General features: G+C 70.5%; 21 protein-coding genes and 1 pseudogene. 11 read left to right on the top strand and 11 right to left on the bottom strand.

Going from position 1 to position 20,748, the window contains the following annotated elements; genetic code table 11:
• The first annotated feature begins 133 nt into the window (after nt 1–133).
• Nucleotides 134–1,429 (top strand): citrate synthase, encoded by a 1,296-nt coding sequence (locus RAC69_RS07645; RefSeq protein WP_341935006.1) that lies wholly within the window; start codon nt 134–136, stop codon nt 1,427–1,429.
• A gap of 96 nt (nt 1,430–1,525) precedes the next feature.
• Here the strand turns inward: RAC69_RS07645 and RAC69_RS07640 are convergent.
• Together RAC69_RS07640 and dapD are read right to left on the bottom strand one after the other, a co-directional pair.
• A pseudogene (locus tag RAC69_RS07640) lies at nt 1,526–2,902 on the bottom strand (DEAD/DEAH box helicase); the annotation flags it as partial.
• 246 nt (nt 2,903–3,148) lie between these two features.
• Nucleotides 3,149–4,102 (bottom strand): 2,3,4,5-tetrahydropyridine-2,6-dicarboxylate N-succinyltransferase, encoded by a 954-nt coding sequence (dapD, locus tag RAC69_RS07635; RefSeq protein WP_375086260.1) that lies wholly within the window; start codon nt 4,100–4,102, stop codon nt 3,149–3,151.
• 65 nt (nt 4,103–4,167) lie between these two features.
• On the opposite strand from dapD, the gene dapE reads away from it, so the two are divergent.
• The 3 genes from dapE (at nt 4,168) to RAC69_RS07620 (ending at nt 6,711) form a co-directional block, all read left to right on the top strand.
• The gene (dapE, locus tag RAC69_RS07630; RefSeq protein ID WP_341935003.1) at nt 4,168–5,241 is read left to right on the top strand and encodes a succinyl-diaminopimelate desuccinylase; all 1,074 of its coding nucleotides are present in this window, start codon (nt 4,168–4,170) and stop codon (nt 5,239–5,241) included.
• The gene (locus RAC69_RS07625; protein ID WP_375086259.1) at nt 5,223–6,440 is read left to right on the top strand and encodes a hypothetical protein; all 1,218 of its coding nucleotides are present in this window, start codon (nt 5,223–5,225) and stop codon (nt 6,438–6,440) included. Before dapE ends, RAC69_RS07625 begins: the two co-directional genes overlap by 19 nt.
• A gap of 97 nt (nt 6,441–6,537) precedes the next feature.
• A complete protein-coding gene (locus RAC69_RS07620; protein WP_017203323.1) occupies nt 6,538–6,711 on the top strand; it encodes a DUF3117 domain-containing protein in 174 nt (57 codons plus the stop codon).
• 103 nt (nt 6,712–6,814) lie between these two features.
• Here the strand turns inward: RAC69_RS07620 and RAC69_RS07615 are convergent, their stop codons facing one another.
• On the bottom strand, nt 6,815–7,450 hold the full coding sequence (locus RAC69_RS07615; protein WP_375086258.1) for an O-methyltransferase: 636 nt from the start codon (nt 7,448–7,450) through the stop codon (nt 6,815–6,817).
• A gap of 90 nt (nt 7,451–7,540) precedes the next feature.
• On the opposite strand from RAC69_RS07615, the gene RAC69_RS07610 reads away from it, so the two are divergent.
• Nucleotides 7,541–7,930 (top strand): Sec-independent protein translocase TatB, encoded by a 390-nt coding sequence (locus RAC69_RS07610; RefSeq protein ID WP_375086256.1) that lies wholly within the window; start codon nt 7,541–7,543, stop codon nt 7,928–7,930.
• Nucleotides 7,931–7,968: 38 nt separating this feature from the next.
• Here the strand turns inward: RAC69_RS07610 and RAC69_RS07605 are convergent, their stop codons facing one another.
• The 4 genes from RAC69_RS07605 to RAC69_RS07590 are packed head-to-tail and all read right to left on the bottom strand — an operon-like array spanning nt 7,969 to nt 11,388.
• On the bottom strand, nt 7,969–8,448 hold the full coding sequence (locus RAC69_RS07605) for a YcxB family protein (RefSeq protein ID WP_375086254.1): 480 nt from the start codon (nt 8,446–8,448) through the stop codon (nt 7,969–7,971).
• Complete coding sequence (locus tag RAC69_RS07600) at nt 8,445–9,569, bottom strand: Mrp/NBP35 family ATP-binding protein (RefSeq protein ID WP_375086252.1); 1,125 nt, start codon at nt 9,567–9,569, stop codon at nt 8,445–8,447. Before RAC69_RS07600 ends, RAC69_RS07605 begins: the two co-directional genes overlap by 4 nt.
• Complete coding sequence (locus RAC69_RS07595; protein WP_375086394.1) at nt 9,566–10,108, bottom strand: DUF1003 domain-containing protein; 543 nt, start codon at nt 10,106–10,108, stop codon at nt 9,566–9,568. Before RAC69_RS07595 ends, RAC69_RS07600 begins: the two co-directional genes overlap by 4 nt.
• Complete coding sequence (locus tag RAC69_RS07590; protein WP_341934997.1) at nt 10,108–11,388, bottom strand: magnesium transporter MgtE N-terminal domain-containing protein; 1,281 nt, start codon at nt 11,386–11,388, stop codon at nt 10,108–10,110. The genes RAC69_RS07595 and RAC69_RS07590 overlap by 1 nt, the downstream gene beginning before the upstream one ends.
• 102 nt (nt 11,389–11,490) lie before the next feature.
• Between RAC69_RS07590 and RAC69_RS07585 the strand changes: the two genes are divergently transcribed.
• From RAC69_RS07585 to RAC69_RS07575, 3 genes are read left to right on the top strand one after another with little or no spacing between them, the layout of a single operon-like run.
• The gene (locus RAC69_RS07585) at nt 11,491–12,213 is read left to right on the top strand and encodes a general stress protein (RefSeq protein WP_375086250.1); all 723 of its coding nucleotides are present in this window, start codon (nt 11,491–11,493) and stop codon (nt 12,211–12,213) included.
• Nucleotides 12,213–12,848: a DUF4870 domain-containing protein gene (locus RAC69_RS07580; RefSeq protein ID WP_375086248.1), complete on the top strand. Its 636-nt coding sequence runs from the start codon at nt 12,213–12,215 to the stop codon at nt 12,846–12,848. The genes RAC69_RS07585 and RAC69_RS07580 overlap by 1 nt, the downstream gene beginning before the upstream one ends.
• Nucleotides 12,848–13,492 (top strand): alpha/beta family hydrolase, encoded by a 645-nt coding sequence (locus RAC69_RS07575; RefSeq protein WP_375086246.1) that lies wholly within the window; start codon nt 12,848–12,850, stop codon nt 13,490–13,492. The genes RAC69_RS07580 and RAC69_RS07575 overlap by 1 nt, the downstream gene beginning before the upstream one ends.
• A gap of 108 nt (nt 13,493–13,600) precedes the next feature.
• On the opposite strand, the gene RAC69_RS07570 is transcribed toward RAC69_RS07575, so the two are convergent.
• Together RAC69_RS07570 and RAC69_RS07565 are read right to left on the bottom strand one after the other, a co-directional pair.
• Nucleotides 13,601–15,022 carry an aminopeptidase P family protein gene (locus RAC69_RS07570; protein WP_375086245.1) on the bottom strand — a complete coding sequence of 474 codons (1,422 nt, stop codon included), beginning with the start codon at nt 15,020–15,022 and terminating at the stop codon, nt 13,601–13,603.
• A 37-nt stretch (nt 15,023–15,059) separates the two neighbouring features.
• Nucleotides 15,060–16,088: an endonuclease/exonuclease/phosphatase family protein gene (locus RAC69_RS07565; RefSeq protein ID WP_341934993.1), complete on the bottom strand. Its 1,029-nt coding sequence runs from the start codon at nt 16,086–16,088 to the stop codon at nt 15,060–15,062.
• A gap of 86 nt (nt 16,089–16,174) precedes the next feature.
• Between RAC69_RS07565 and RAC69_RS07560 the strand changes: the two genes are divergently transcribed.
• Together RAC69_RS07560 and RAC69_RS07555 are read left to right on the top strand one after the other, a co-directional pair.
• Complete coding sequence (locus RAC69_RS07560) at nt 16,175–17,047, top strand: PHP domain-containing protein (RefSeq protein ID WP_375086243.1); 873 nt, start codon at nt 16,175–16,177, stop codon at nt 17,045–17,047.
• Between the two features lie 64 nt (nt 17,048–17,111).
• Complete coding sequence (locus RAC69_RS07555; protein WP_375086241.1) at nt 17,112–18,119, top strand: DUF817 domain-containing protein; 1,008 nt, start codon at nt 17,112–17,114, stop codon at nt 18,117–18,119.
• On the opposite strand, the gene RAC69_RS07550 is transcribed toward RAC69_RS07555, so the two are convergent.
• Nucleotides 18,032–19,546: a DEAD/DEAH box helicase gene (locus RAC69_RS07550; RefSeq protein ID WP_375086239.1), complete on the bottom strand. Its 1,515-nt coding sequence runs from the start codon at nt 19,544–19,546 to the stop codon at nt 18,032–18,034. The genes RAC69_RS07555 and RAC69_RS07550 overlap by 88 nt on opposite strands.
• Nucleotides 19,547–19,713: 167 nt before the next feature.
• Here RAC69_RS07550 and RAC69_RS07545 point away from each other — a divergent pair, with 167 nt between their 5' ends.
• Nucleotides 19,714–20,427, top strand: coding sequence for a ferritin-like fold-containing protein (locus RAC69_RS07545; RefSeq protein WP_096714816.1), 714 nt, complete (start codon nt 19,714–19,716; stop codon nt 20,425–20,427).
• Nucleotides 20,428–20,455: 28 nt separating this feature from the next.
• Here RAC69_RS07545 and RAC69_RS07540 read toward each other — a convergent pair whose 3' ends face one another.
• Nucleotides 20,456–20,743, bottom strand: coding sequence for a hypothetical protein (locus RAC69_RS07540; protein ID WP_341934989.1), 288 nt, complete (start codon nt 20,741–20,743; stop codon nt 20,456–20,458).
• Between the last annotated feature and the right edge of the window lie 5 nt (nt 20,744–20,748).

Here is a 20,748-nt window from a genome sequence, read left to right as displayed (position 1 = left end):
ACAGTAGGCCGATGCGCCTACTAGGCTGTAGAAGCGATTCGGTCGCGTATCGACGATCTCGGCCCGACCCCGACGCACAGCGTCGTGACATCGCCACACAAGGCTTGATGAAGACCCATGAGGAGGCCCCCGCGTGAGCGCAGCGGCAGACCAGCAGGCGACGGCGAAGCTGACGATCGGCGAGACCACCGCGGAGTTCCCCGTCGTGCGCGGCACGGCCGGACACGACAGCATCGACTTCTCGACGCTGACCAAGCAGACCGGCTACACCGGCCTGGACTACGGATTCGTGAACACCGCGTCGACGAAGTCGGAGATCACGTTCATCGACGGCGACAAGGGCATCCTGCGGTACCGCGGATATCCGATCGAGCAGCTCGCCGGCAAGACGAGCTACCTCGAGGTGGCCTGGCTCCTCATCTACGGTGAGCTGCCCTCGGCGGCCGAGCTCGCCGAGTTCGACGAGAAGATCCGTCGTCACACCCTGCTGCACGAAGACCTCAAGCGGTTCTTCTCCGCCCTGCCCCACACCGCGCACCCCATGTCGGTGCTGTCGTCGGCCGTCGCCGCGCTGTCGACCTACTACGAGGGCCAGACGGATCCGCACAACCCCGAGCACGTCGAGCTCAACATGGTGCGCATGCTCGCGAAGCTGCCGGTCATCGCCGCCTACGCGCACAAGAAGAGCGTCGGTCAGGCGTTCCTCTACCCCGACAACTCGCTCGGCTTCGTGGAGAACTTCCTCAAGCTGAACTTCGGCGTCAACTCCGAGCCGTACGAGATCAACCCGGTCATGACGAAGGCACTGGAGCTCCTCCTCATCCTGCACGAGGACCACGAGCAGAACGCCTCGACCTCGACCGTGCGCCTCGTCGGCTCCACCGGCGCCAACCAGTTCGCGTCGATCTCCGCCGGCATCCAGGCTCTCTCCGGGCCCCTCCACGGCGGAGCGAACGAGGCCGTGCTCACGATGCTCGGCCAGATCCGCGATTCCGGTCAGAGCGTCTCGCGCTTCGTGGAGCGGGTGAAGAACAAGGAAGAGGGCGTCAAGCTCATGGGCTTCGGCCACCGGGTCTACAAGAACTACGACCCGCGCGCCAAGCTCGTGAAGGAGGCCGCTGGCGAGGTCCTCGCGGAGCTCGGCGTGACCGACCCGCTGCTCGATCTCGCGCAGGAGCTCGAGGAGATCGCGCTCGCGGACGATTACTTCAAGGAGCGTCGCCTCTACCCGAACGTCGACTTCTACACCGGCGTCATCTACAAGGCCATGGGATTCCCGACCCGCATGTTCACCGTGCTGTTCGCGATCGGCCGCCTGCCTGGCTGGCTCGCCCAGTGGCGCGAGCTGCAGCTCGACCCGCAGACGAAGATCGGCCGTCCGCAGCAGCTGTACACGGGATCGGTCGAGCGCACCTTCCAGACCCGCTGACGGTCGCACGCACCGGAACACAGACGAGAAGAGCGGATGCCCTACGGCATCCGCTCTTCTCGTCTGTGGGCTCTCGTCGAGCTCAGCCCGGGGTCAGCGCCCCTGGCCGCCGCGACCGCGACCGCCCTGACGGGAGCCGCCCTGCGGCTGACCGCCCTGACCGCCCTGACCCTGCCCGCCGGAGCGGGGACGACGGCGACGACGCGACGGCGGCGTCGTGGCCGCACCGCGCTCACCGCCTGCCGGGCGCTGCTTCGGTGCCTGGCGCTGCGGCTGCTTCTGCACGGGTGCCGGGCGCACGTGCGGTGCACGCTCGGGAACCAGCTGCTCGACGGCAGCGGGCGTGACCTCTTCCAGCGCGACGGAGATGGCGGCCTTGCGCAGCAGGTCCTTGACGTCGCGGCGCTGCTCGGGCAGCACCACGGTCACGACCGTGCCGGCGGCACCGGCACGAGCCGTGCGGCCGGAGCGGTGCAGGTACGCCTTGTGCTCCATGGGCGGGTCGACGTGCACCACGAGGTCGACGTTGTCGACGTGCACGCCGCGGGCTGCGACGTCGGTCGCGACGAGCACGCGCACACCGCCGTCGTCGGGGTCGCTCGAGAAGGCGCCGAGGTTGCGTTCGCGCGCGTTCTGGGACAGATTGCCGTGCAGGTCGACGGCGGGGATTCCGGCTGCGGTGAGCTGCTTCGCGAGCTTCTTCGCCTGGTGCTTGGTGCGCGTGAAGAGGATGCGGCGGCCGGTGCCGGAGGCGAGATCGCGCACGAGGGTCGTCTTGTTCTCCGTGGAGTCCACGACGAGCACGCGGTGCGTCATCTCGCCGACCGGGACGCTGGCCTCGTCGACCTCATGGCTCACGGGGTTCACGAGGAAGCGGCGGGCGAGGGTGTCGATGCCGCGGTCGAGCGTCGCGCTGAACAGCAGTCGCTGTCCGCCGGCGGGCGTCGCGTTCAGGATGCGGGTGACACCGGGAAGGAAACCCAGGTCGGCCATGTGGTCGGCCTCGTCGAGCACGGTGACCTCGATCTCGCTCAGGCGCACGATCTGCTGTTTCATGAGGTCTTCGAGGCGACCAGGGCAGGCCACGACGATGTCGACGCCGCCGTTCAGCGCCTGCTCCTGCGGACGCTGGCTCACACCGCCGAACACGGTCGTGACCTTCAGGCCCGCGGCCTCGGCGAGGGGAGCGACGGTCGCGGCGATCTGCGTCGCGAGCTCGCGGGTCGGTGCCAGTACGAGTCCGCGGGGGAGGCCGGAGCGGCGCTTCCTGCCGGATGCGGCGAGGCGCGCGACGAGGGGGAGCGCGAACGCGATGGTCTTGCCGCTGCCCGTACGGCCGCGGCCGAGCAGGTCGCGGCCCGCGAGAGAGTCGGGCAGCGTGTCGCGCTGGATGGCGAACGCCTCCGTCTTGCCCGAGGCGGCGAGGACGGCGGCGAGATCGGCGGGTACGCCGAGTTCGAGGAAGGAAGACATAGAGAAAGCTCCATCAGCGCGTGCGGACGACCGCACGCGAGGATTCTGGGTATGAGGTGGCGACGGCGCAGGACAGCGCATCGGTTCGCCGTGCGAAACGCCAGCGAAGGCTGGTTGTGGGGGCGGTTCTGGAGCGCCCGCTTCGGTCCTCGGAGACCCCGTGACGACGACGACATCGCCGGACTGGAGGCCCGTACGACCCCCTCAGTCTATCAGCGCGGCCATGATCGCCGGCGCCGGCCGTTCTTAGGCGTGCAGAGCCTCGTTCAGAGTGACGCCGACGCCGGCCCTCGTGACGGCCTCGACGGCGCCGCTGAGCGAGTTGCGACGGAACAGCAGACCGTCGCGTCCTGATAGCTCCGCGCCCTTGACGGAGGGACGCCCGCCGCCGGGCGTGGCCGGCGCGTCGACCAGGACCACCTTGGTTCCCGCCGTCACGTAGAGGCCCGCTTCGACGACGCAGTCGTCACCGAGCGAGATGCCGATCCCGGCGTTCGCGCCGAGGAGCGTGCGCGCGCCGATCGAGACGCGATGCGATCCGCCACCGGACAGCGTGCCCATGATCGAGGAGCCGCCGCCGATGTCGCTGCCGTCACCGACCACGACGCCCTGCGAGATGCGTCCCTCGACCATCGAGGCGCCGAGCGTGCCGGCGTTGAAGTTGACGAAGCCCTCGTGCATGACCGTCGTGCCGGGCGAGAGGTGGGCGCCGAGTCGCACGCGCGAGGCGTCGGCGATGCGCACGCCGGCGGGCTGCACGTAGTCGGTGAGCCGCGGGAACTTGTCGAGTCCCTGCACCTGAATGCCGGCGCGCTGCAGCAGCGGGCGGAGCCGCGCCGCGTCGTCGGGATGCATCGGTCCGGCGTTCGTCCACGCGACGTTCGGCAGGTGGCCGAAGATGCCGTCGAGGTTGAGCTCGTTCGGACGCACGACGAGATGCGACAGGGCGTGCAGACGGAGGTAGGCGTCGACCGTCGAGGCAGGGGCCTCGTCGAGGTCGATGTGCAGCTGCACGGTCTCGACGGTCACGTTGCGGCGCTCGTCCGGTCCGGCGACGGCGTCCAGGGTGAGGAGGGCGGCTGCGGCGTCCCCCGCCGTCGGCGCCGTGGTCGTGACCTCGGGGAACCAGGCGTCGAGCACGGTGCCGTCACCGGCGATCGTCGAAAGTCCAGTACCCCACACGGTGCGCGCCTCAGTCATGCCTCCACGGTATCGCCCCTTCCGCCTCGCCGACGCCCGCATGACGGGGTAAGTAGGCTGGGCTCATGCTGCTCGACCTCACCGCGTCATCCCTCGACCTGACCCGCGCGATCTGCGACATCCCCAGCGTCTCCGGCGACGAGAAGCCGCTCGCCGACGCGATCGAGGAGGCCGTGTCCGGCTACGCCCACCTCGAGGTGATTCGCCACGGGAACACGATCGTCGCGCGCACGGCCCTGGGCCGGGCGCAGCGCGTCGCGATCGCCGGGCACATCGACACCGTGCCGATCAACGGCAACGTCCCCACACGCGACGTCGACATCGACGGCGTCCCCCACCTGTGGGGCCGAGGGACCGTCGACATGAAGGGCGGTGTCGCGGTGCAGCTGAAGCTGGCCGCCGAGCTCACCGATCCCGCTGTCGACATCACCTGGATGTGGTACGACAACGAGGAGGTCGAAGCCTCGAAGAACGGACTGACGCTGCTCGCCGCCGAGCGCCCCGATCTGTTCCAGGCGGACTTCGCGATCCTCGGCGAGCCGTCGAACGGCGAGGTGGAGGGCGGATGCAACGGCACGATGCGTGCGATCGTGCGCACGTCCGGAGTGCGCGCCCATGCAGCCCGCGCGTGGATCGGCGAGAACGCGATCCACCGTGCAGCGCCCGTCCTCGCGAGGCTCGCGGAGTACCGCGCGCGGGAGGTCGCGGTCGAGGGTCTGCTCTACCGCGAGAGCATGAGCGCCGTCCGCATCACCGGCGGCGTCGCTGGCAACGTCATCCCTGACGCGTGCGAGATCGAGGTCAACTACCGCTTCGCCCCCAGCAAGTCGGCGGCGGATGCCGAGGCCCACATCCGCAACCTGCTCGCAGGCTTCGACGTCGAGATCACGGATGCCGCCGAGGGCGCCCGTCCCGGTCTCGATGCCCCGATCGCGAAGGAGTTCGTCGCCGCCGTCGGCGCCGAACCGCGCCCGAAGTACGGATGGACCGACGTCGCGCGCTTCTCCGCCCTCGGCATCCCCGCGGTGAACTACGGGCCGGGCGACCCTCATCTCGCCCATCACGACGAGGAGCGCGTGCCCGTCGCGCAGATCGAGGCCGTGGAGCGAGGGCTGCGTACGTGGCTCAGCTCGCGCTGACGCTCGCTCGGCGGTGGGCGCGCACCCCCGTGCCCCTCAAGATCGCCGTGATCTACCTCGCGGCGAGGGCGGTCACGACCGCTCTCATGATCGCCGCCGCCCTGCAGTCGACCTCGCTCTCGCGCTTCGGCGCCGATCCCGGTCTCGGCGACTTCGTCGTGGGATGGGATGCGCAGTGGTACTGGCTGGTGGCGGAGGAGGGCTACCCGTCGACGCTCCCGCTCACGGACTCCGGCGACGTGGCAGAGAACGCCTGGGCGTTCATGCCCGTGTTCGCGTACGCGGCGAAGGGCATCGGGTTCCTCCTCGGATCCTGGGGAGCGGGCGCGCTCCTGCTCTCTTTCGCTGCCGGGTACCTCGCCTGCCTCGCTCTGCACCGGCTCCTGCGCAACCGGATCGGGCGCACCGCCGCACTGTGGGCGGTCACGTTCTTCGCCTTCGGGCCGCTGGCCGCGATGTTCCAGGTGGGCTACGCGGAGACGCTGTTCCTCCTGTTGCTGTTCCTCGCTCTCGACGCCACGATCCGACGCAGATACGCGTGGCTCTACCTGCTCGTGCCGGTCATGGCGTTCACGCGTCCCGGCATCCTGGCGTTCGCGCTCTACCTCGGGCTCCACGGCATCCTGCGGTTCCTGCGCCGCCGCGATGACCCGCTCCGGCCGAGCGAGGCGGTGCACATCGTGGCGCTGGGAGCGCTCGCCGTGGTCTGCGGCTTCGGCTGGCAGGTCATCGCGGGTGCCGCCACCGGCGACCCCGTCGCCTACCTCGCGACCGAGCTCGCGTGGCGGCGCCTCTGGATCGTCGGGGGAGTGGAGGGGTTCATCCCCTTCGAGGGCTGGGTGCAGGCGTCGTCGTTCTGGTTCGCGCAGTGGGGCCTGCCCACCGCGTGGGGGCCCGTCGCCCTCGTGCTGCTCGTCGTCGCGCTCGCGGCCGCACTCCTCCTCGTGCCGCAGGTGCGCCGCGTCGGCGCCGACCTGAGGCTCTGGAGTGCGAGCTACCTGCTCTATCTGCTCGCGGTGTTCTTCCCGCAGTCGAGCACGTTCCGCCTGCTGCTGCCGCTCAGCCCGCTGTGGGGAGCGGTCGCCGTCCCGCGTTCCCGGCTGTGGCGACTCGGTGTCCTCGTGCTCTGCGTGCTCGGCCAGTGGGTCTGGATCTTCCACGTCTACGCGCAGGGGAACACGTTCTGGCAGGTCCCGTGAATGTTAACGCGTGATTGCATTTCTTCTCAGCGGACATCCAGGTCTCGGTTGCACCCGATAAACTGATCGCATACCACCGGAGGAAAAGGAGCCCACGATGGCAGCGATGAAGCCGAGGACCGGAGACGGACCGATGGAGGCCGTGAAAGAAGGGCGCCTCATCATCGTGCGTGTCCCGCTCGAAGGCGGCGGCCGCCTGGTCGTGTCCGTGAACGACGCTGAGGCGAAGGAGCTTCACGACGTGCTGGCTGCCGTCGTGGCGCCGGCCTGACCGAACTCCGGTCCGCTCGACGCGGACCACCGAAAAGGGCGACGGAGAGATCCGTCGCCCTTTTTCGTCTGTGCGGGATCGCCGTCGGTCGTGGTCGAGGCGCTCAGTCGGTGGCGACGCTGACGAGCTGCAGAAGTCCCTCGCCGGCCGACGAGACCGTTGCGAGGACGGCAGGCGATTCCTGCGTCTCCTGGATGAGGGAGCGGAACGCCGTCGTGACCGCATCGCGCTGCACGGGGTCGGCGACCTTGCCGCCGACGAGTACGCGCGGGACGAGGACCATCCCACCGGTGCGCACCAGGCGCAGACCGTGCTCGACGTACTCGATCACGTTCTCGGGGTCGGCGTCGACGAGGACGATGTCGTAGGAGGCCTCGTTCATGCGGGGGAGCACGTCGGCCGCGCGGCCCGTGATGAACCGCGCCTTGGTGGCGGGGACGCGGGCATCGGCGAACGCCTGCCGTGCTGCGGCCAGATGCTCCGGCTCGTTGTCGATCGACGTGAGGACGGCCTGCGGCGCTCCACGCAGCAGCCAGAGACCGGAGACGCCCGCGCCGGTGCCGATCTCGACGATCGACCGGGCGCCGGTCGCCGCGGCCAGCACGGCGATCTGCGAGCCGACCGCGGCGCTCACCGGGGCGGCGCCGAGCTCGACGGCGTGGGCACGAGCGCGGGCGATCGCGGACGGCTCCACGATCGACTCGCGGATGAAACGTGCGTTCGCATCGTTCTCGCTCATTGCCCTGATTCTCCCGACTGAGGTTTGTGTGTTCCCAGCGTATGCGCTCGGCGTGCGGCAGGCGGGCAGGCGCGGCGGTAGCCTGGACAGATGCAGTTCGGGATCACGTTCGAGAAGCTGCTGCTGATCGGTCTGATCGCTGTTCTGCTCGTCGGACCTGAGCGGCTGCCTCGCTATGCCGAGAGCGTGGCGAAGCTCGCCCGTCGTGCCGGCGAGTTCCTTCGCGACACGCGCTCGCGAGTGCGCGACGAGATGGGCCCCGAACTCGACGACGTCGACTGGCGCAAGCTCGACCCCCGCCAGTACGACCCCCGACGCATCATCAGGGACGCGCTGTTCGAGGACGACAGGACCCCGGCTCCCACCCCCAGCGCCGGAGTGGTCGCGGAACCCGCGGTGGTCGCGCCGAAGAAGAAGCCGACGGTGCGACCGGACTTCTCCGTCGACAGCCCCCCGCCGTACGACCCCGAGGCGACCTGAGCCGACCGGCGGTCCGGGCGCTCAGCCGATGCGGTCGCTCAGCCGATGCGGTCGCGCAGACGCGCGACGTCGTCGTCGGTGAACACCGCGCGCGGCACCGCCGTGACGGCGGATGACCCCTGCACGCGCAGGATGACCGCGTCGCTCCCCACACGCATGCCCTGGAACGTCTCGTACGGGATCACGGAGACCCGGCGATCAGCGCCGATCTGCAGGTCCTCGTCGTTCAGGCGAGCCCAGACGATCGTGCCTGGTGGCATCGCGGTGCGCACCGCTCGCCGCGCCCCCGATACCGTTGTGCCGATCGCCACGGCCATGAGCGCGACGCTCGCGAGCGGCAGCCAGCCGGCGGACCCGGAGTCGCCGGCGCCGACGCCGGCCGTGAGAGTGAGGATGCTGAGCGCGAGGCTCGCCGCCAGCGCGACCCACATGATGATCGCCCAGGGCCGTGTGAGGCCGTAGACAGCGGCGTCGCGGGCCATGCGGCGCACGAGAGACTCCGAGACGGTGACGGTCACGACGGACCGACCGTCATCGGGAGCGAGCGACCGGAGAGACCGCGACCCTGACGCGCGAGCGTGCGGGCGAGATCGCGGATCGCGACGGCCGCGGCATCCGTTCCGTCCGTCAGCACGATCGGAGCGCCCGCGTCGCCGCCGGCTCGCAGCGCGGGGCTGAGCGGGATCGAGGCGAGCAGGGGCACGGGGGCGTCGGCGGAGAGCGCGGCGGCGACGGCCGCTCCGCCGCCCGAGCCGAAGAGGTCCATGACAGAGCCGTCGGGCAGCGTCAGCGGGCCCATGTTCTCGACGACCCCGATCACGCGCTGACCGGTCTGGCGCGCCACCAGCCCGCTGCGGATCGCGACATCGGCCGCTGCCGTCTGCGGTGTGGTGACGACGAGCACCTCGGCGTGCGGCAGCAGCTGTCCGATGGAGATCGCGATGTCACCGGTGCCCGGCGGCATGTCGATCAGCAGCACGTCGAGGTCGCCGAAGAAGACGTCGGTGAGGAACTGCTGCACGGTGCGGTGGAGCATCGGACCGCGCCACGCGACCACGGCCTCACCGTCACGGAGGAACATGCCGATCGAGATGGTCTTCACCCCGTAGGCGACCGGCGGCAGCATGAGGTCGTCGATGCGCGTGGGCTGGGTGCCGGCGGGGATGCCGAGGAGCCCGGGGATGGAGAAGCCGTGCACATCGGCGTCCACGAGCCCGACGGCGAGGCCCTGATCGGCCAGCGCCACCGCCAGGTTCGCGGTGACCGACGACTTGCCGACGCCGCCCTTGCCGCTCGACACGAGGATCACGCGGGTCAGCGAGTCCGGCCCGAAGGGCATCTGGCGCGGTGGGCGACCGTCGCGCAGCTTCTCGGTGAGGGCCTTGCGCTCGGCCGGGGTCATCACCCCGACCTCCACGTCGACCTCGTCGACTCCGGCGACGGAGACCGCCGCCGCGCGCACATCCGCCTCGATGCGGGCCGCGGCGGGGCAGCCCACGATCGTCAAGACGATGCCGACCTGCGCCCGCGTACCCTCGACCGCGATGTCGCGCACCATGTCGAGGTCGCCGATGGGGCGGCGCAGCTCAGGGTCGGTCACGGCCGAGACAGCCGCGCGGACGGCGTCGACCGCGGTCATGAGGTGGCGCGGCTGCTCGCCCGCCGCTCCTCGGGGGAGTCCTCGTGGTCGCCGAGCTCCGCCAGCAGGGCCTTCAGCTCCTGCCGCAGCACGTCCCGCGTGACGACCTGACTGTTGCGCTCCTCGAGGGACATGCGCAGCGCCACGATCTCGCGGGCGAGGTACTCGGTGTCGGCGAGGTTGCGCTCGGCGCGCTGCCTGTCCTGCTCGATCTGCACGCGGTCGCGGTCGTCCTGACGGTTCTGCGCGAGCAGGATCAGCGGTGCGGCGTAGGACGCCTGGAGAGAGAGCATGAGGGTCAGGGCGGTGAAGCCGAGCGCGGCGTCGTCGAAGCGCAGGCCATCGGGCATCAGGGTGTTCCAGCCGATCCACAGCACGCAGAACAGGCTCAGGATGACGAGGAACGCCGGCGTGCCCATCGCTCGGGCCACCCATTCCGTGAACCGGCCGAAGCGGTCGCGGGAGGTCGACCGGGGGCGGGAGGCGCCGCGCCCCAGTGGGGCGTCGAGCTGGGGCGAACGGCTGCGGGAGCGGGCCATCATCCCACCTCCTTCTTCGCGGGTGCGGGCTGCTGCACGCTGTCATCGGTGTCGTGCGTGCGCCAGTCGTCGGGGAGGAGATAGTCGAGGACGTCGTCGACGCTGATCGCTCCGACGAGCCGGTGCGCGGCGTCGATCACGGGGAGCGAGACGAGGTCGTAGCTCGCCAGCATCCTCGCCACCTCGGCCGCGGACGCCGTGACGGGCACCGGCTCCAGACTGTCGTCGACGATGGCGCCCAGCCGTTCGTGCGGCGGGTAGCGCAGCATCCGCTGGAAATGCACCATGCCCAGCAGACGCCCGGTCGGCGTCTCGAACGGCGGCAGCGTCACGAACACCGCGGCGGCCAGCGCCGGATGCAGTTCGTGGCGGCGGATGAGCGCGAGGGCCTCGGCGACCGTGGCGTCGGCGGAGAGCACGATGGGCTCCGGCGTCATGAGACCGCCCGCCGTGTCGGGGCCGTAGCGCAGGAGCATCCTGACGTCCTCGGCCTCCTCCGGCTCCATGAGCTCGAGGAGCTGCTCGAGGCGGTTCGGCGGCAGCTGCGCGAGCAGGTCGGCGGCGTCGTCCGGCTCCATCTGATCGAGGATGTCGGCGGCGCGCTCGTCGCCCAGTCGGTCGAGGATGTGCACCTGCTCGTCCTCGGGCATCTCCTCGAGGGCGTCGGCGAGCCGGTCGTCGGAGAGCTCCTCGGCGACCTCGATCATGCGCTGCTGCGGCAGGTCGAGGAGCGTGTTGGCGAGGTCGGCGGCATGCAGCTCGGAGTAGGACGCGACGAGCTGCTCGGCCGACTGCGCCTCTCCGGGGGCGCGCTGCTCGGCGACCTCGCTCCACGCCGCGAACGTCGTCGGGCCCTTCGCGAACGGTGACGCGCTCGTCTTCGGGCGGCGCAGGAACAGCTGGCTGATCGCCCACTCGCCGAGACGGTTGGGCTCGATCGCGACGTCTTCGATGACGGCGTCGCCGCTGCCGTCGACGAGGGTCACGCGGCGTCCGAGCAGCTCCGCCAGGATGCGCACCTCACCGGCGCGCGGCGAGAACCGGCGCACGTTGATGAGGCCGGTCGTGATGACCTGGCCGGAGCGGATCGAGGTGACGCGTCCGATCGAGAGGAACACCTGACGGCGACCGGGGATCTCGACGACGAGACCGATCACGCGCGGTGCGGCGGTACTTCGGTACACGATGACGACGTCACGGACCTTGCCGAGCCGGTCGCCCACGGGGTCGAAGACGGCGCAGCCTGCCAGGCGCGCGGCGAATACCCGTTGTGTGCTCACCCGTCCAGCGTAGTCCGCGAGACGCCGGGGGAGAGCGGTGCGCCGACCCGCGGAGACGGCTGCTCGGAGCCCGCCGAAAGGACGGCGTGGGAGAATGGCCGGATGAGCATGCTGAACCGTCCGGCCGACAGTCGCGACGAGGGAGAGATCGTCGCCTCGACCCGCGATTACGAGGGCGCGCAGAAGACCGTCTCCAAGCTGATCGCCCAGGAGGTGCCGGCGCGGGACATCGCGATCGTCGGGCAGAACGTCCGCACGGTCGAGCGCGTCACCGGACGTCTCGGCTACGCCGCCGCCGCGCGCTCCGGTGCCATCAACGGCGTGCTCATCGGACTCTTCCTGTCGGCCATCCTCGTGCTCGGCAACCCCGAGGTGCCGATCCAGCTCTTCGTCGGCTTCGTCTTCATCGGCGTCGCGCTCGGCATGCTGCTGAGCCTCGTGACCTACGCGATCGTGCGGCGACGCCGCGATTTCGCCAGCGTCACGCAGTTCGCGGCGGACCACTACGAGGTCCGTGTCCAGCCGACCTCGCTCGCCAAGGCCCGGCAGGTGCTCGGCGCCGTGCGCCCCGCGACCGTGCGCCCGCCCGTCAACCTCGATGAGCCGCCGAAGTACGGCGAGCGCATCCCGACCGGTGGCCAGCCCACCCCGCCGCCGACCGCCCCCGAGGCGCCGTCCGCGAAGCCGGGTGAGGGCGACGCCCCCGCCGCCGATCCGGTGATCCCGCCTCGTCCCGCCGATCCCGTCGCGCCGCCCGTCGACGCACCGGGCAGCGACGTGCCGGGCAGCGACGTGCCGGGCAGCCCGAAGCCGGAAGGCGCGTGATGAGCGCGGACGGTCCTCAGCAGCCGCAGGCGCCTCGCCCTTCGCAGTACTCGTCGCCGCAGTATCCGCCCGTCGCTCCTCCGGCACCCCCGGTGCCTCCGCAGAACGCGCAGACGCCGCCTTACCCGCCGCAGGGCGGGCAGCCGGGGTATCCGCAGGGCTCCGCCGGGTATCCGCAGGCTCCCGCCGGGTATCCGCAGGCTCCCACCGGTCACCCCGCTGGCGCATATGCGGTCGCCGCACCGCCGCGGGGACTGCTCCCGTGGGCGCTGGGTCTGCTGATCCTCATCCCGTTCCCGTTCGTCGGCGGGATCGCCTCCGGTATCGCGATGGCTGTCAGTGGCGGGGCGTCGCGCCGGGCCGGGGGAGTCGCGCGCGAGAACGCGCGGACCGCCCTCAACTGGGGGCTCACCTACCTGCTCGTCTCGACGGTGCTGCTCGTCAGCCACTTCGTGCTGCTCTTCGTGCTGTCGGCCGACGGGCCGATCACCGGCTTCTTCCCGTTCGGGTCGATCATCCTCCTCTACGTCGCGGTGGGAATCCTGCACCTGGTGCTCGTCATCGTCGGGATGGTTCGAGCCTCGGCGGGCAAGGTCATGCGGGTGCCGTTCGCGATCCCGTACCTGCGCGCCTGATGGTCGACGTCCGCGTCGTCCTGCCGGCGGGGGAGACCGTCGTCTCGGCCGACTGGGCGGGCGACGGCGACACGGTCGTCGCGATCGCGCACGGGGCAGGCACGGGTAAGGACCACCCGTTCCTCACCGGCTTCGCCGATGCGCTCAACGGCCTCGGGTTCACGACGCTGCGGTTCAACTTCCCCTACGTCGAGCAGGGCCGACGGATGCCGGGTCCTGCTGCGCATGCGATCGCCACGTGGGAGGCCATCGTCGCGGAGGTCCGAGCCCAGCGTCCGGACGCGGAGGTCTGGGCGGCGGGGAAGTCGTACGGCGGACGCATGGCGTCGATGGCCGTGGCACAGGGAATGGCGGTCGACCGGCTCGTCTACCTCGGCTATCCGTTGCACGCGCCGGGCAGACCGGAGAAGCCTCGAGCGGAGCACCTGCCGGGGATCGCGGTGCCGCAGCTCTTCGTGGAGGGCTCGAACGACCCGTTCATCCAGCCCCTCACGCAGTTCGACGAGGTCGTGGCGACCTGCCAGGACGCCCGCGTCGTGTGGATCGACGGCGGCGGCCATACCTTCGATGTCAAGGGACGCAAGCGTCCGGCCGAGGAGATCGGAGCGTCACTCGCGCCGATCGTCGCCGACGGCTGCCGGTGACGGCATCGCCTCGCAGCCCGAGATCAGGACGGCACCCCGTGATCAGGAGTCTCCGGGGCTGAATCGTCCTGATCTCGGTGCGGTGTCCTGATCTCGGGGAGGCGAGACTCAGGCCTGCACGCGCGCGATCCAGGCCTCGACCTCGTCGGCGGTGCGGGGGATGCCCGCCGACAGGTTGACGGGTCCGTCCTCGGTCATGAGGATGTCGTCCTCGATCCGCACGCCGATGCCGCGGTACTCGGCCGGCACGGTGAGGTCGTCGATCTGGAAGTAGAGCCCCGGCTCGATCGTGAAGACCATGCCGGGAGCGAGGATGCCGTCGTAGTACATCTCGCGACGCGCCTGCGCGCAGTCGTGCACGTCGATGCCGAGGTGGTGCGAGGTGCCGTGCACCATGTAGCGACGGTGCTGACCGCCGGCATCCGCATCGAGCGCCTCCTGAGCCGTCACCGGCAGCAGGCCCCACTCGGCGACGCGGGCGGCGATGACCTTCATCGCAGCCTCGTGCACCTCGCGGAACCGCACCCCGATGCGGGCGGCGGCGAAGGCGGCGTCGGCGGCCTCGCGCACGGTCTCGTACACGCGGCGCTGCACCTCGGAGAAGGTGCCGGAGACCGGGAGGGTTCGTGTGATGTCGGCCGTGTACAGGCTGTCGGCCTCGACGCCGGCGTCCACGAGGATGAGGTCTCCCGGCACGACCGTGCCGTCGTTGCGCGTCCAGTGCAGGTAGCAGGCGTGCGGGCCGGACGCGGCGATCGTGTCGTAGCCCTCGCCGTTGCCGTCCTCACGGGCGCGGCGGTGGAAGACACCCTCGACGACGCGCTCGCCGCGGGCGTGCGAGACCGCGTCGGGGAGGGCGCGGATGATGTCGTCGAAACCCTGCGCGGTGATGTCGACGGCGCGGCGCATCTCGGCGATCTCGTAGTCGTCCTTCACGAGACGCAGCTCGGAGACGACGCGGGTGAGGTCCTCGGACTCGTCGAGCACGAGCGAGCCATCGACCTCGGTGTACTCGTCGAGGTGCGCGGTGACGATGTCGAGGTCGGCGGCGACCCCCGCGAGGGAGGGGCGCGGTCCGATCCAGAACTCGCCGACCGTCGCATCCGCGTAGAACTCGGTGGTCGTGCGGTCCGCGCGCTCCCGGAAGTAGAGGGTGACGTCGTGGCCGTCGTCGGTCGGCTCGAAGACGAGCATCGAGTCCGGCTCCGAATCGGCGGCCCACCCGGTCAGGTGCGCGAAGGCGGAGTGGGCGCGGAACGGGTAGTCGGTGTCGTTGCTGCGCTGCTTGAGCGACCCGGCCGGGATCACGAGGCGCTTGCCGGGGAAGGCGGCAGAGACGGCGGCGCGGCGGGTGGCGGCGAAGGCGGCCTGCGGGCGCGCTGTCGGGAGGGACTCGGGGCGGTCCGCCCATCCGGTCGAGATGGTGTCGAGGAAGCCGCGGGGGAAGGGCTGCTTGCGGTTGGTGGTGCTGTTCTCGACCGGGGTCTCGACGGCGGGCTCTGCGATCGTGTCGCGCTCTGCGGTGCTCATCCCTCCAGTCTGTCACCTGCTCGGCGGCGGACGGATGTCAGCCGGCGGGCTCCAGCTGCACGACCAGACCGCGGTGGTCGCTTCCCCCGGCGTCGTCGATCACGAGCGAGCCGGTCGGCGTCCAGTTCGGGGAGGCCATGACGTGGTCGATCGGCGCGCTGAGGAGTGCGGGGAGCGAGCTCGGCCATGTGCCGCTGAGACCGTTGCCGGTGCGCGATGCGACGTCGCGGCAGTACCCCATGTCGCCTCCGTCGACGCCGAGGCCCGCCATGTGGTCGACGGTCGCGTTGAAGTCGCCCGCCAGCACGAAGTTCCCCTCGGGGCACTGATCGGCGATCCAGCGCAGATCGCTGCTCCACTGCTCCATCTCCTCCATGCGCGGAGCGACCGCATGCACGGCGACGATCGTGGGACCGCCGGCGTTCCCACCGACGGGCATCAGCACGGCGCTCGGCACGGAGCCGGTGTTGCTCGATCCGTCCTCCGACGACTCGATCACCGAGTACTCTCCGAGCTCGGGGGAGACGAGCACGGTCGTGTGCCACGACTTCGGGCCGTCGACGACATCGGGCTTGAACTGCACGTGGTGCACCCACATCGGGTGCCCCTGCTCGCGCAGCATGACGGCGATCTGCTCGCCAACGGCCTCGGTGGTCTCGGGGAGAGCGACGATGTCGGCGCCCTGGTCGAGGATCTGCTGTGCGATCTCCTCCGCCGAGACCGCGTCGCCGGCCGTGTTCCAGGTGAGCACGCGGATGCTGGTATCGGTCGCCGCGGGGAGGGTGCCGGTTCCGAAGCCACGCGTCATGCCGACCACGCCCGTCGCGCCGGCTCCGAGGAGCGCCACGATGAGGACGGAGGCCGCGAAGCCGCGCAGCGGCCGGGCGAGGAGCAGGAGGAGCGCCAGCACCGCGACCACGAGGAACACGCCGAGCACCAGGCCGCGGGCGGCGACGATCTGGGCGAACGGCCAGGTCTGTTCGAGGTGGAAGAACTGCGGCCACACGACGATCGCCGTCGCGATCGCGAGCAGCACCGTGAACAGGATCCCCAGGAGTCGTAGCATCCCGTCCAGCCTAGGAGCGGTCGCTGTGAAGTCCCTGCCGCGGGCCCGCGCGTCTCGGGGGCTCCGCCGCTCGGTACGCTCGGAGGATGGCCGTTCGCTCCCACCGCTTCGCAGGTCCCGCCGACCTGCACCTGCACTCCAACCACTCGGACGGCACGGAGTCGCCCGACACGGTCATGCGGCAGGCCCACGCGTACGGTGTGCGGACCGCCGCTCTCACCGACCACGACCGCACCACGGGCTGGGACGAGGCCGGTGCCGCCGCGGCCGACCTGGGGATGACGTTCCTCCCCGGGATGGAGCTCTCAGCCAAGCACGAGTGGCGCAGCGTGCACGTGCTGGGATACCTCTTCGACCCCGCGCACCCCGGGCTGACGGCCGAGACGGAGCGCATCCGCGGAGACCGCATCGGTCGCGCGGAGAGGATCGTCCGCAGCATCGGTCGCGACTACGACCTGCACTGGGAGGACGTGGTCGCGCAGACCACTCCGGATGCGACGGTCGGCCGGCCGCACATCGCCGACGCGCTGGTCGCCCGGGGCATCGTCCGCGACCGCACGGAGGCCTTCGACGGCATCCTGCACCCGCGGGAGGGATACTACGAGCCGCACTACGCCCCGGACCCGCTCACCGCGGTGCGGCTCATCACGGAGGCCGGCGGGGTCGCGATCATCGCGCACCCCGTGACGGCGGGGCGCGACCGCATGATGCCCGTCCCGTTCATCGAGCGCCTCATCGACGCGGGACTCGGCGGATTCGAGATCGACCACCGCGAGAACACCGAGGCGGGCAAGCGGACCCTGCGGCGGATCGCGGCCGATCACGACCTCATCGTCACCGGCTCGAGCGACTACCACGGCTCGGGCAAGCCCAATCTGCCGGGGGAGAACACGACGTCCGACGAGATGGTCGCCCGGCTGATCGAGCGCGCGACAGGCTCCTCGCCGCGCTATCCCTGACCCGCACCGCAGCCGACTCGGATCTCACGGCGAACTGTCGAGGAGCGCGGATACGCTTCACGGCATGCAGAGAGCGACGTCCCTCGAGCAGCGCATCGACGCGATCGCTCACCGCATCCTCCGCGACGCCTCCGATCGCGGCGTCCGCGCCGGGCTCGTCGAGTTCGCCGTGTTCGTGCTCAAACAGGCCTGGGCCTGCGTGTTCGGAGCGCTGCTGCTGGTCGCGATCGTCGCGGCGCGGCTCTGGTATCCCGACGACGCAGCGCTCGCGCGCAACGACGTGCTCACGATCGCCGCGGTCCTCATCCAGATCGGGATGCTCGTGTTCCGCCTCGAGTCGGGGCGCGAGCTGTGGGTCATCGTGCTCTTCCACCTCACCGGCACGGTCATGGAGCTCTTCAAGACCGACGTGGGGTCGTGGGCCTATGCCGCAGACGGCATCCTGCGCATCGGCGGCGTCCCGCTCTTCAGCGGCTTCATGTACGCGGCCGTCGGGTCGTACATGGTCAGGGTCTACCGTCTCTTCGACCTCGGCTTCACGCGGTACCCGTGGCGCTGGCTCACGACCGTCCTCGCGGCGGCGATCTACCTCAACTTCTTCACGCACCACTGGTGGTGGGACGCACGATGGGTGCTCCTCGCGGGCGTGGTGATCGTGTGGCTGCCGACCGTCATGCACGCGCGGGTCTGGCGACGGACGATCCGATTGCCGCTGCTCGCTGTCTTCGCCGGGGTCGCCGTCTTCATCTACCTCGCCGAGAACATCGGGACGTGGGCCGGGGCGTGGGCGTACCCCGACCAGGTCGTCGCGTGGCAGCCGGTGTCGCTGAGCAAGCTCAGCTCCTGGTTCCTGCTCATGATCATCTCGGTCGTGATGGTCACGTGGGTCTACCCGCCGCGAGCGCCTGGGCGTCGTCCGGCGACGACGGAGGGGACGGATGCCGTAGCATCCGCCCCCTCGGAGGTCGTGTCGGGTGGAGTCGATCAGGCGCCGGCGACCGGTGCCGCTCCGGCACCGGAACCGCCGCGACGGCGACGGCGACGGCGAGCGGGCGCCGGCTTGCCGTCGTGATGCTCCTTGCCAGCGCCGTCGTGCGTGCCCGCACCCTCGGCACTGCGGTCGGCGGATGCGGACGAGCCGCCATCAGCGCCCGTGCTCTCGGTCGCGCCGTCGGCGAAGGTCGATCCGACCTGAGCTGATCCGCCGCGACGGCGGCGACGACGACGCGTGCCGCCCTCCGAGGCGCCCTCTGCTGCGGCATCCGCTGCGCGTTCGGGGCGCGGGGCGCGAGCCGGCTTCTCGGTCTTGGGCGCCGAGACGAGGCGGCCCTTCGTGCCGGCGGGGATGTCGAGGTCCTCGTACAGGTGCGGGCTCGACGAGTAGGTCTCCAGCGGCTCCGGCTGGCCGAACTCGAGCGCGCGGTTGATGAGGGCCCACTTGTGCAGATCCTCCCAGTCGACGAAGGTCACGGCGATGCCGGTCTTGCCGGCCCGACCCGTGCGACCGGCGCGGTGGAGGTACGTCTTCTCCTCGTCGGGGATCGTGTGGTTGATGACGTGGGTGACATCGTCGACGTCGATGCCGCGGGCGGCGACGTCGGTCGCGACCAGGACGTCCTTCTTGCCGGCCTTGAACGCGGCCATCGAGCGCTCGCGCTGGTCCTGGCCCATGTCGCCGTGCACGCCGCCGACGTTGAAGCCGCGGTCGCTCAGCTCGTCGACGAGGCGCTGCGCCGCGCGCTTGGTGCGCGTGAAGATCACGGTCTTGCCGCGGCCCTCCGCCTGCAGGATGCGCGCGATGACCTCGTCCTTGTCGAGCGAGTGCGCGCGGTACACGAGGTGCTTGATGTTCGCCTGCGTGAGACCCTCGTCGGGGTCGTTGGCGCGGATGTGGATCGGGTTCGTCATGAAGCGGCGAGCCAGAGCCACGATCGGGCCGGGCATGGTCGCCGAGAAGAGCTGGGTGTGGCGGACCGCCGGGACCTTCTGGAAGATCTTCTCGATGTCGGCGAGGAAGCCGAGGTCGAGCATCTTGTCGGCCTCGTCGAGCACGACCTCGGTCGCGTTCGAGAGGTCGAGCAGGCGCTGACCGGCGAGGTCGATCAGACGACCGGGCGTGCCGACGACGATCTGCGCGCCGGCCTTCAGCTGGTCGATCTGGCCCTCGTACGCCTTGCCGCCGTAGATCGCCACGACGCTGGTCGAGCGGTTGCTGGTGAGCAGGTCGATGTCCTCGTACACCTGCACCGCGAGCTCGCGGGTCGGCACGACGATGAGTGCCTTGACGCCCGGCTCCGGGTTCTGGCCCAGGCGCTGCACGACCGGGATGCCGAAGCCGAAGGTCTTGCCCGTGCCGGTCTTGGCCTGGCCGATGATGTCCTGGCCGGGGAGGCCGAGGGGGATGGTCTGCTCCTGGATGGGGAAGGCGTCGACGATGCCCTTGGCGGCGAGTGCGTCGACGATGTCCTGATCGATTCCGAGATCAGCGAAGGTAGTCAATGTTCAGATGCCTGTCCGGCGACCTGCGAGGATCGCCACGTTTCACGGATCCACGCCGTCTCATGTGCCACAGGCGCGGGCCCCGCTCCGACGGCGGGGACGGCTCCAGCCTACCCGAGGGGGCGCCGGAGCCTCGGAGTGACCTCTCGTCCGAGTATTGTGAACCCGTGGTCAACTGGTTCTGGAAGCGCAGGGCGCCCCGCCGCACGATGACGTTGCGCAGCCGCGGCGATCAGGGCACGTCGACGAAGGTCGACTTCTCCGAGGTCGCCCCCGAGCTCGATCGGTTCCTGGGACAGGCCGCGTATCTGCAGCTCGGCTACTTCGAGACGCTGACCCGGCTCATCCGCGCCACACCCGAGCTCTCCGAGAAGGAGTCGCTGTCGAGGGCGGCCGGCGCGGCCCTCACCAAGCACCGCGCGATCGTCGACCTCATCGCCGAACGGGGCGACGACCCCACCCAGCTGATGCTGCCGTTCCGCGAGAACCTCGACGCGTTCCGCCGCAAGACGATCGGCGCGCGCCCGCGCGAGACCCTGCTGTCGGTGTACATCACCGCCGGCATGCTGGACGACTTCTACCTCGCGCTCGCATCGAGCTACGGCGAGGTGGGCGCCAGGGTCGTCGACATCCTCAGCGAGGACGACGCCAGGCACGAGATCGTCGCGATCATCCAGGAGACCATCGACGGCGACGGAGAGTGGCGGTCGCTGCTGTCGATGTGGGCGCGCCGTCTCGTCGGCGACACGATCCTCGTCTGCCGCTCCGCTCTGCGCCAGCCCGAGCTGGCGGCCATGACCGAGGAGCGCGTCGAGCCGGTCTACACCGAGCTCATGGGCGCGCACGCCCGGCGCATGGATGCGATGGGGCTGGCGTCCTAGCGGGCTCTCCCGTCGGGAGCGCGGGCGTTCAGATGCCGAGAGCCGCCTTGGCCGACGCGTCGGACCGACGCCGCAGCGCCACCAGCGCGGCCGTCGCGGCCGCGGCGAGCAGCACCGAGCCGAGGACGCTCGCGAGCCACAGCCAGACGCTGTCCTCGCCCAGGCCGAGCCACTGCAGGCCCGTGTAGAGGACCGCGGCCACGGCGGTCGCGACCGCCGGAGTGAACGCCACACCGCGCAGCTCACGGCCGCCGATCACGAAGTGCGCAGCGATCCCGAGCACGCACGCGCCGATGAGCGCGAGAAGGATGTACATCGCGG

It is taken from the genome of Microbacterium sp. LS_15 (genome assembly GCF_041954735.1).
Classification (GTDB): Bacteria; Actinomycetota; Actinomycetes; order Actinomycetales; family Microbacteriaceae; genus Microbacterium.
Note: the sequence above shows the minus strand (reverse complement) of the source record. Positions and strands in the feature narration are given on the sequence as shown.

What these genes read in the sequence shown, in the direction of transcription:
- dapD (WP_375086260.1), bottom strand. Translation starts at nt 4,102, where the DNA reads ATGACTGAGGCGCGCACCGTGTGGGGTACTGGACTTTCGACGATCGCC.
- dapE (WP_341935003.1), top strand. Translation starts at nt 4,168, where the DNA reads ATGCTGCTCGACCTCACCGCGTCATCCCTCGACCTGACCCGCGCGATC.
- RAC69_RS07620 (WP_017203323.1), top strand. Translation starts at nt 6,538, where the DNA reads ATGGCAGCGATGAAGCCGAGGACCGGAGACGGACCGATGGAGGCCGTG.
- RAC69_RS07615 (WP_375086258.1), bottom strand. Translation starts at nt 7,450, where the DNA reads ATGAGCGAGAACGATGCGAACGCACGTTTCATCCGCGAGTCGATCGTG.
- RAC69_RS07610 (WP_375086256.1), top strand. Translation starts at nt 7,541, where the DNA reads ATGCAGTTCGGGATCACGTTCGAGAAGCTGCTGCTGATCGGTCTGATC.
- RAC69_RS07600 (WP_375086252.1), bottom strand. Translation starts at nt 9,569, where the DNA reads ATGACCGCGGTCGACGCCGTCCGCGCGGCTGTCTCGGCCGTGACCGAC.
- RAC69_RS07595 (WP_375086394.1), bottom strand. Translation starts at nt 10,108, where the DNA reads ATGGCCCGCTCCCGCAGCCGTTCGCCCCAGCTCGACGCCCCACTGGGG.
- RAC69_RS07585 (WP_375086250.1), top strand. Translation starts at nt 11,491, where the DNA reads ATGAGCATGCTGAACCGTCCGGCCGACAGTCGCGACGAGGGAGAGATC.
- RAC69_RS07580 (WP_375086248.1), top strand. Translation starts at nt 12,213, where the DNA reads ATGAGCGCGGACGGTCCTCAGCAGCCGCAGGCGCCTCGCCCTTCGCAG.
- RAC69_RS07575 (WP_375086246.1), top strand. Translation starts at nt 12,848, where the DNA reads ATGGTCGACGTCCGCGTCGTCCTGCCGGCGGGGGAGACCGTCGTCTCG.
- RAC69_RS07570 (WP_375086245.1), bottom strand. Translation starts at nt 15,022, where the DNA reads ATGAGCACCGCAGAGCGCGACACGATCGCAGAGCCCGCCGTCGAGACC.
- RAC69_RS07565 (WP_341934993.1), bottom strand. Translation starts at nt 16,088, where the DNA reads ATGCTACGACTCCTGGGGATCCTGTTCACGGTGCTGCTCGCGATCGCG.
- RAC69_RS07560 (WP_375086243.1), top strand. Translation starts at nt 16,175, where the DNA reads ATGGCCGTTCGCTCCCACCGCTTCGCAGGTCCCGCCGACCTGCACCTG.
- RAC69_RS07555 (WP_375086241.1), top strand. Translation starts at nt 17,112, where the DNA reads ATGCAGAGAGCGACGTCCCTCGAGCAGCGCATCGACGCGATCGCTCAC.
- RAC69_RS07540 (WP_341934989.1), bottom strand. Translation starts at nt 20,743, where the DNA reads ATGTACATCCTTCTCGCGCTCATCGGCGCGTGCGTGCTCGGGATCGCT.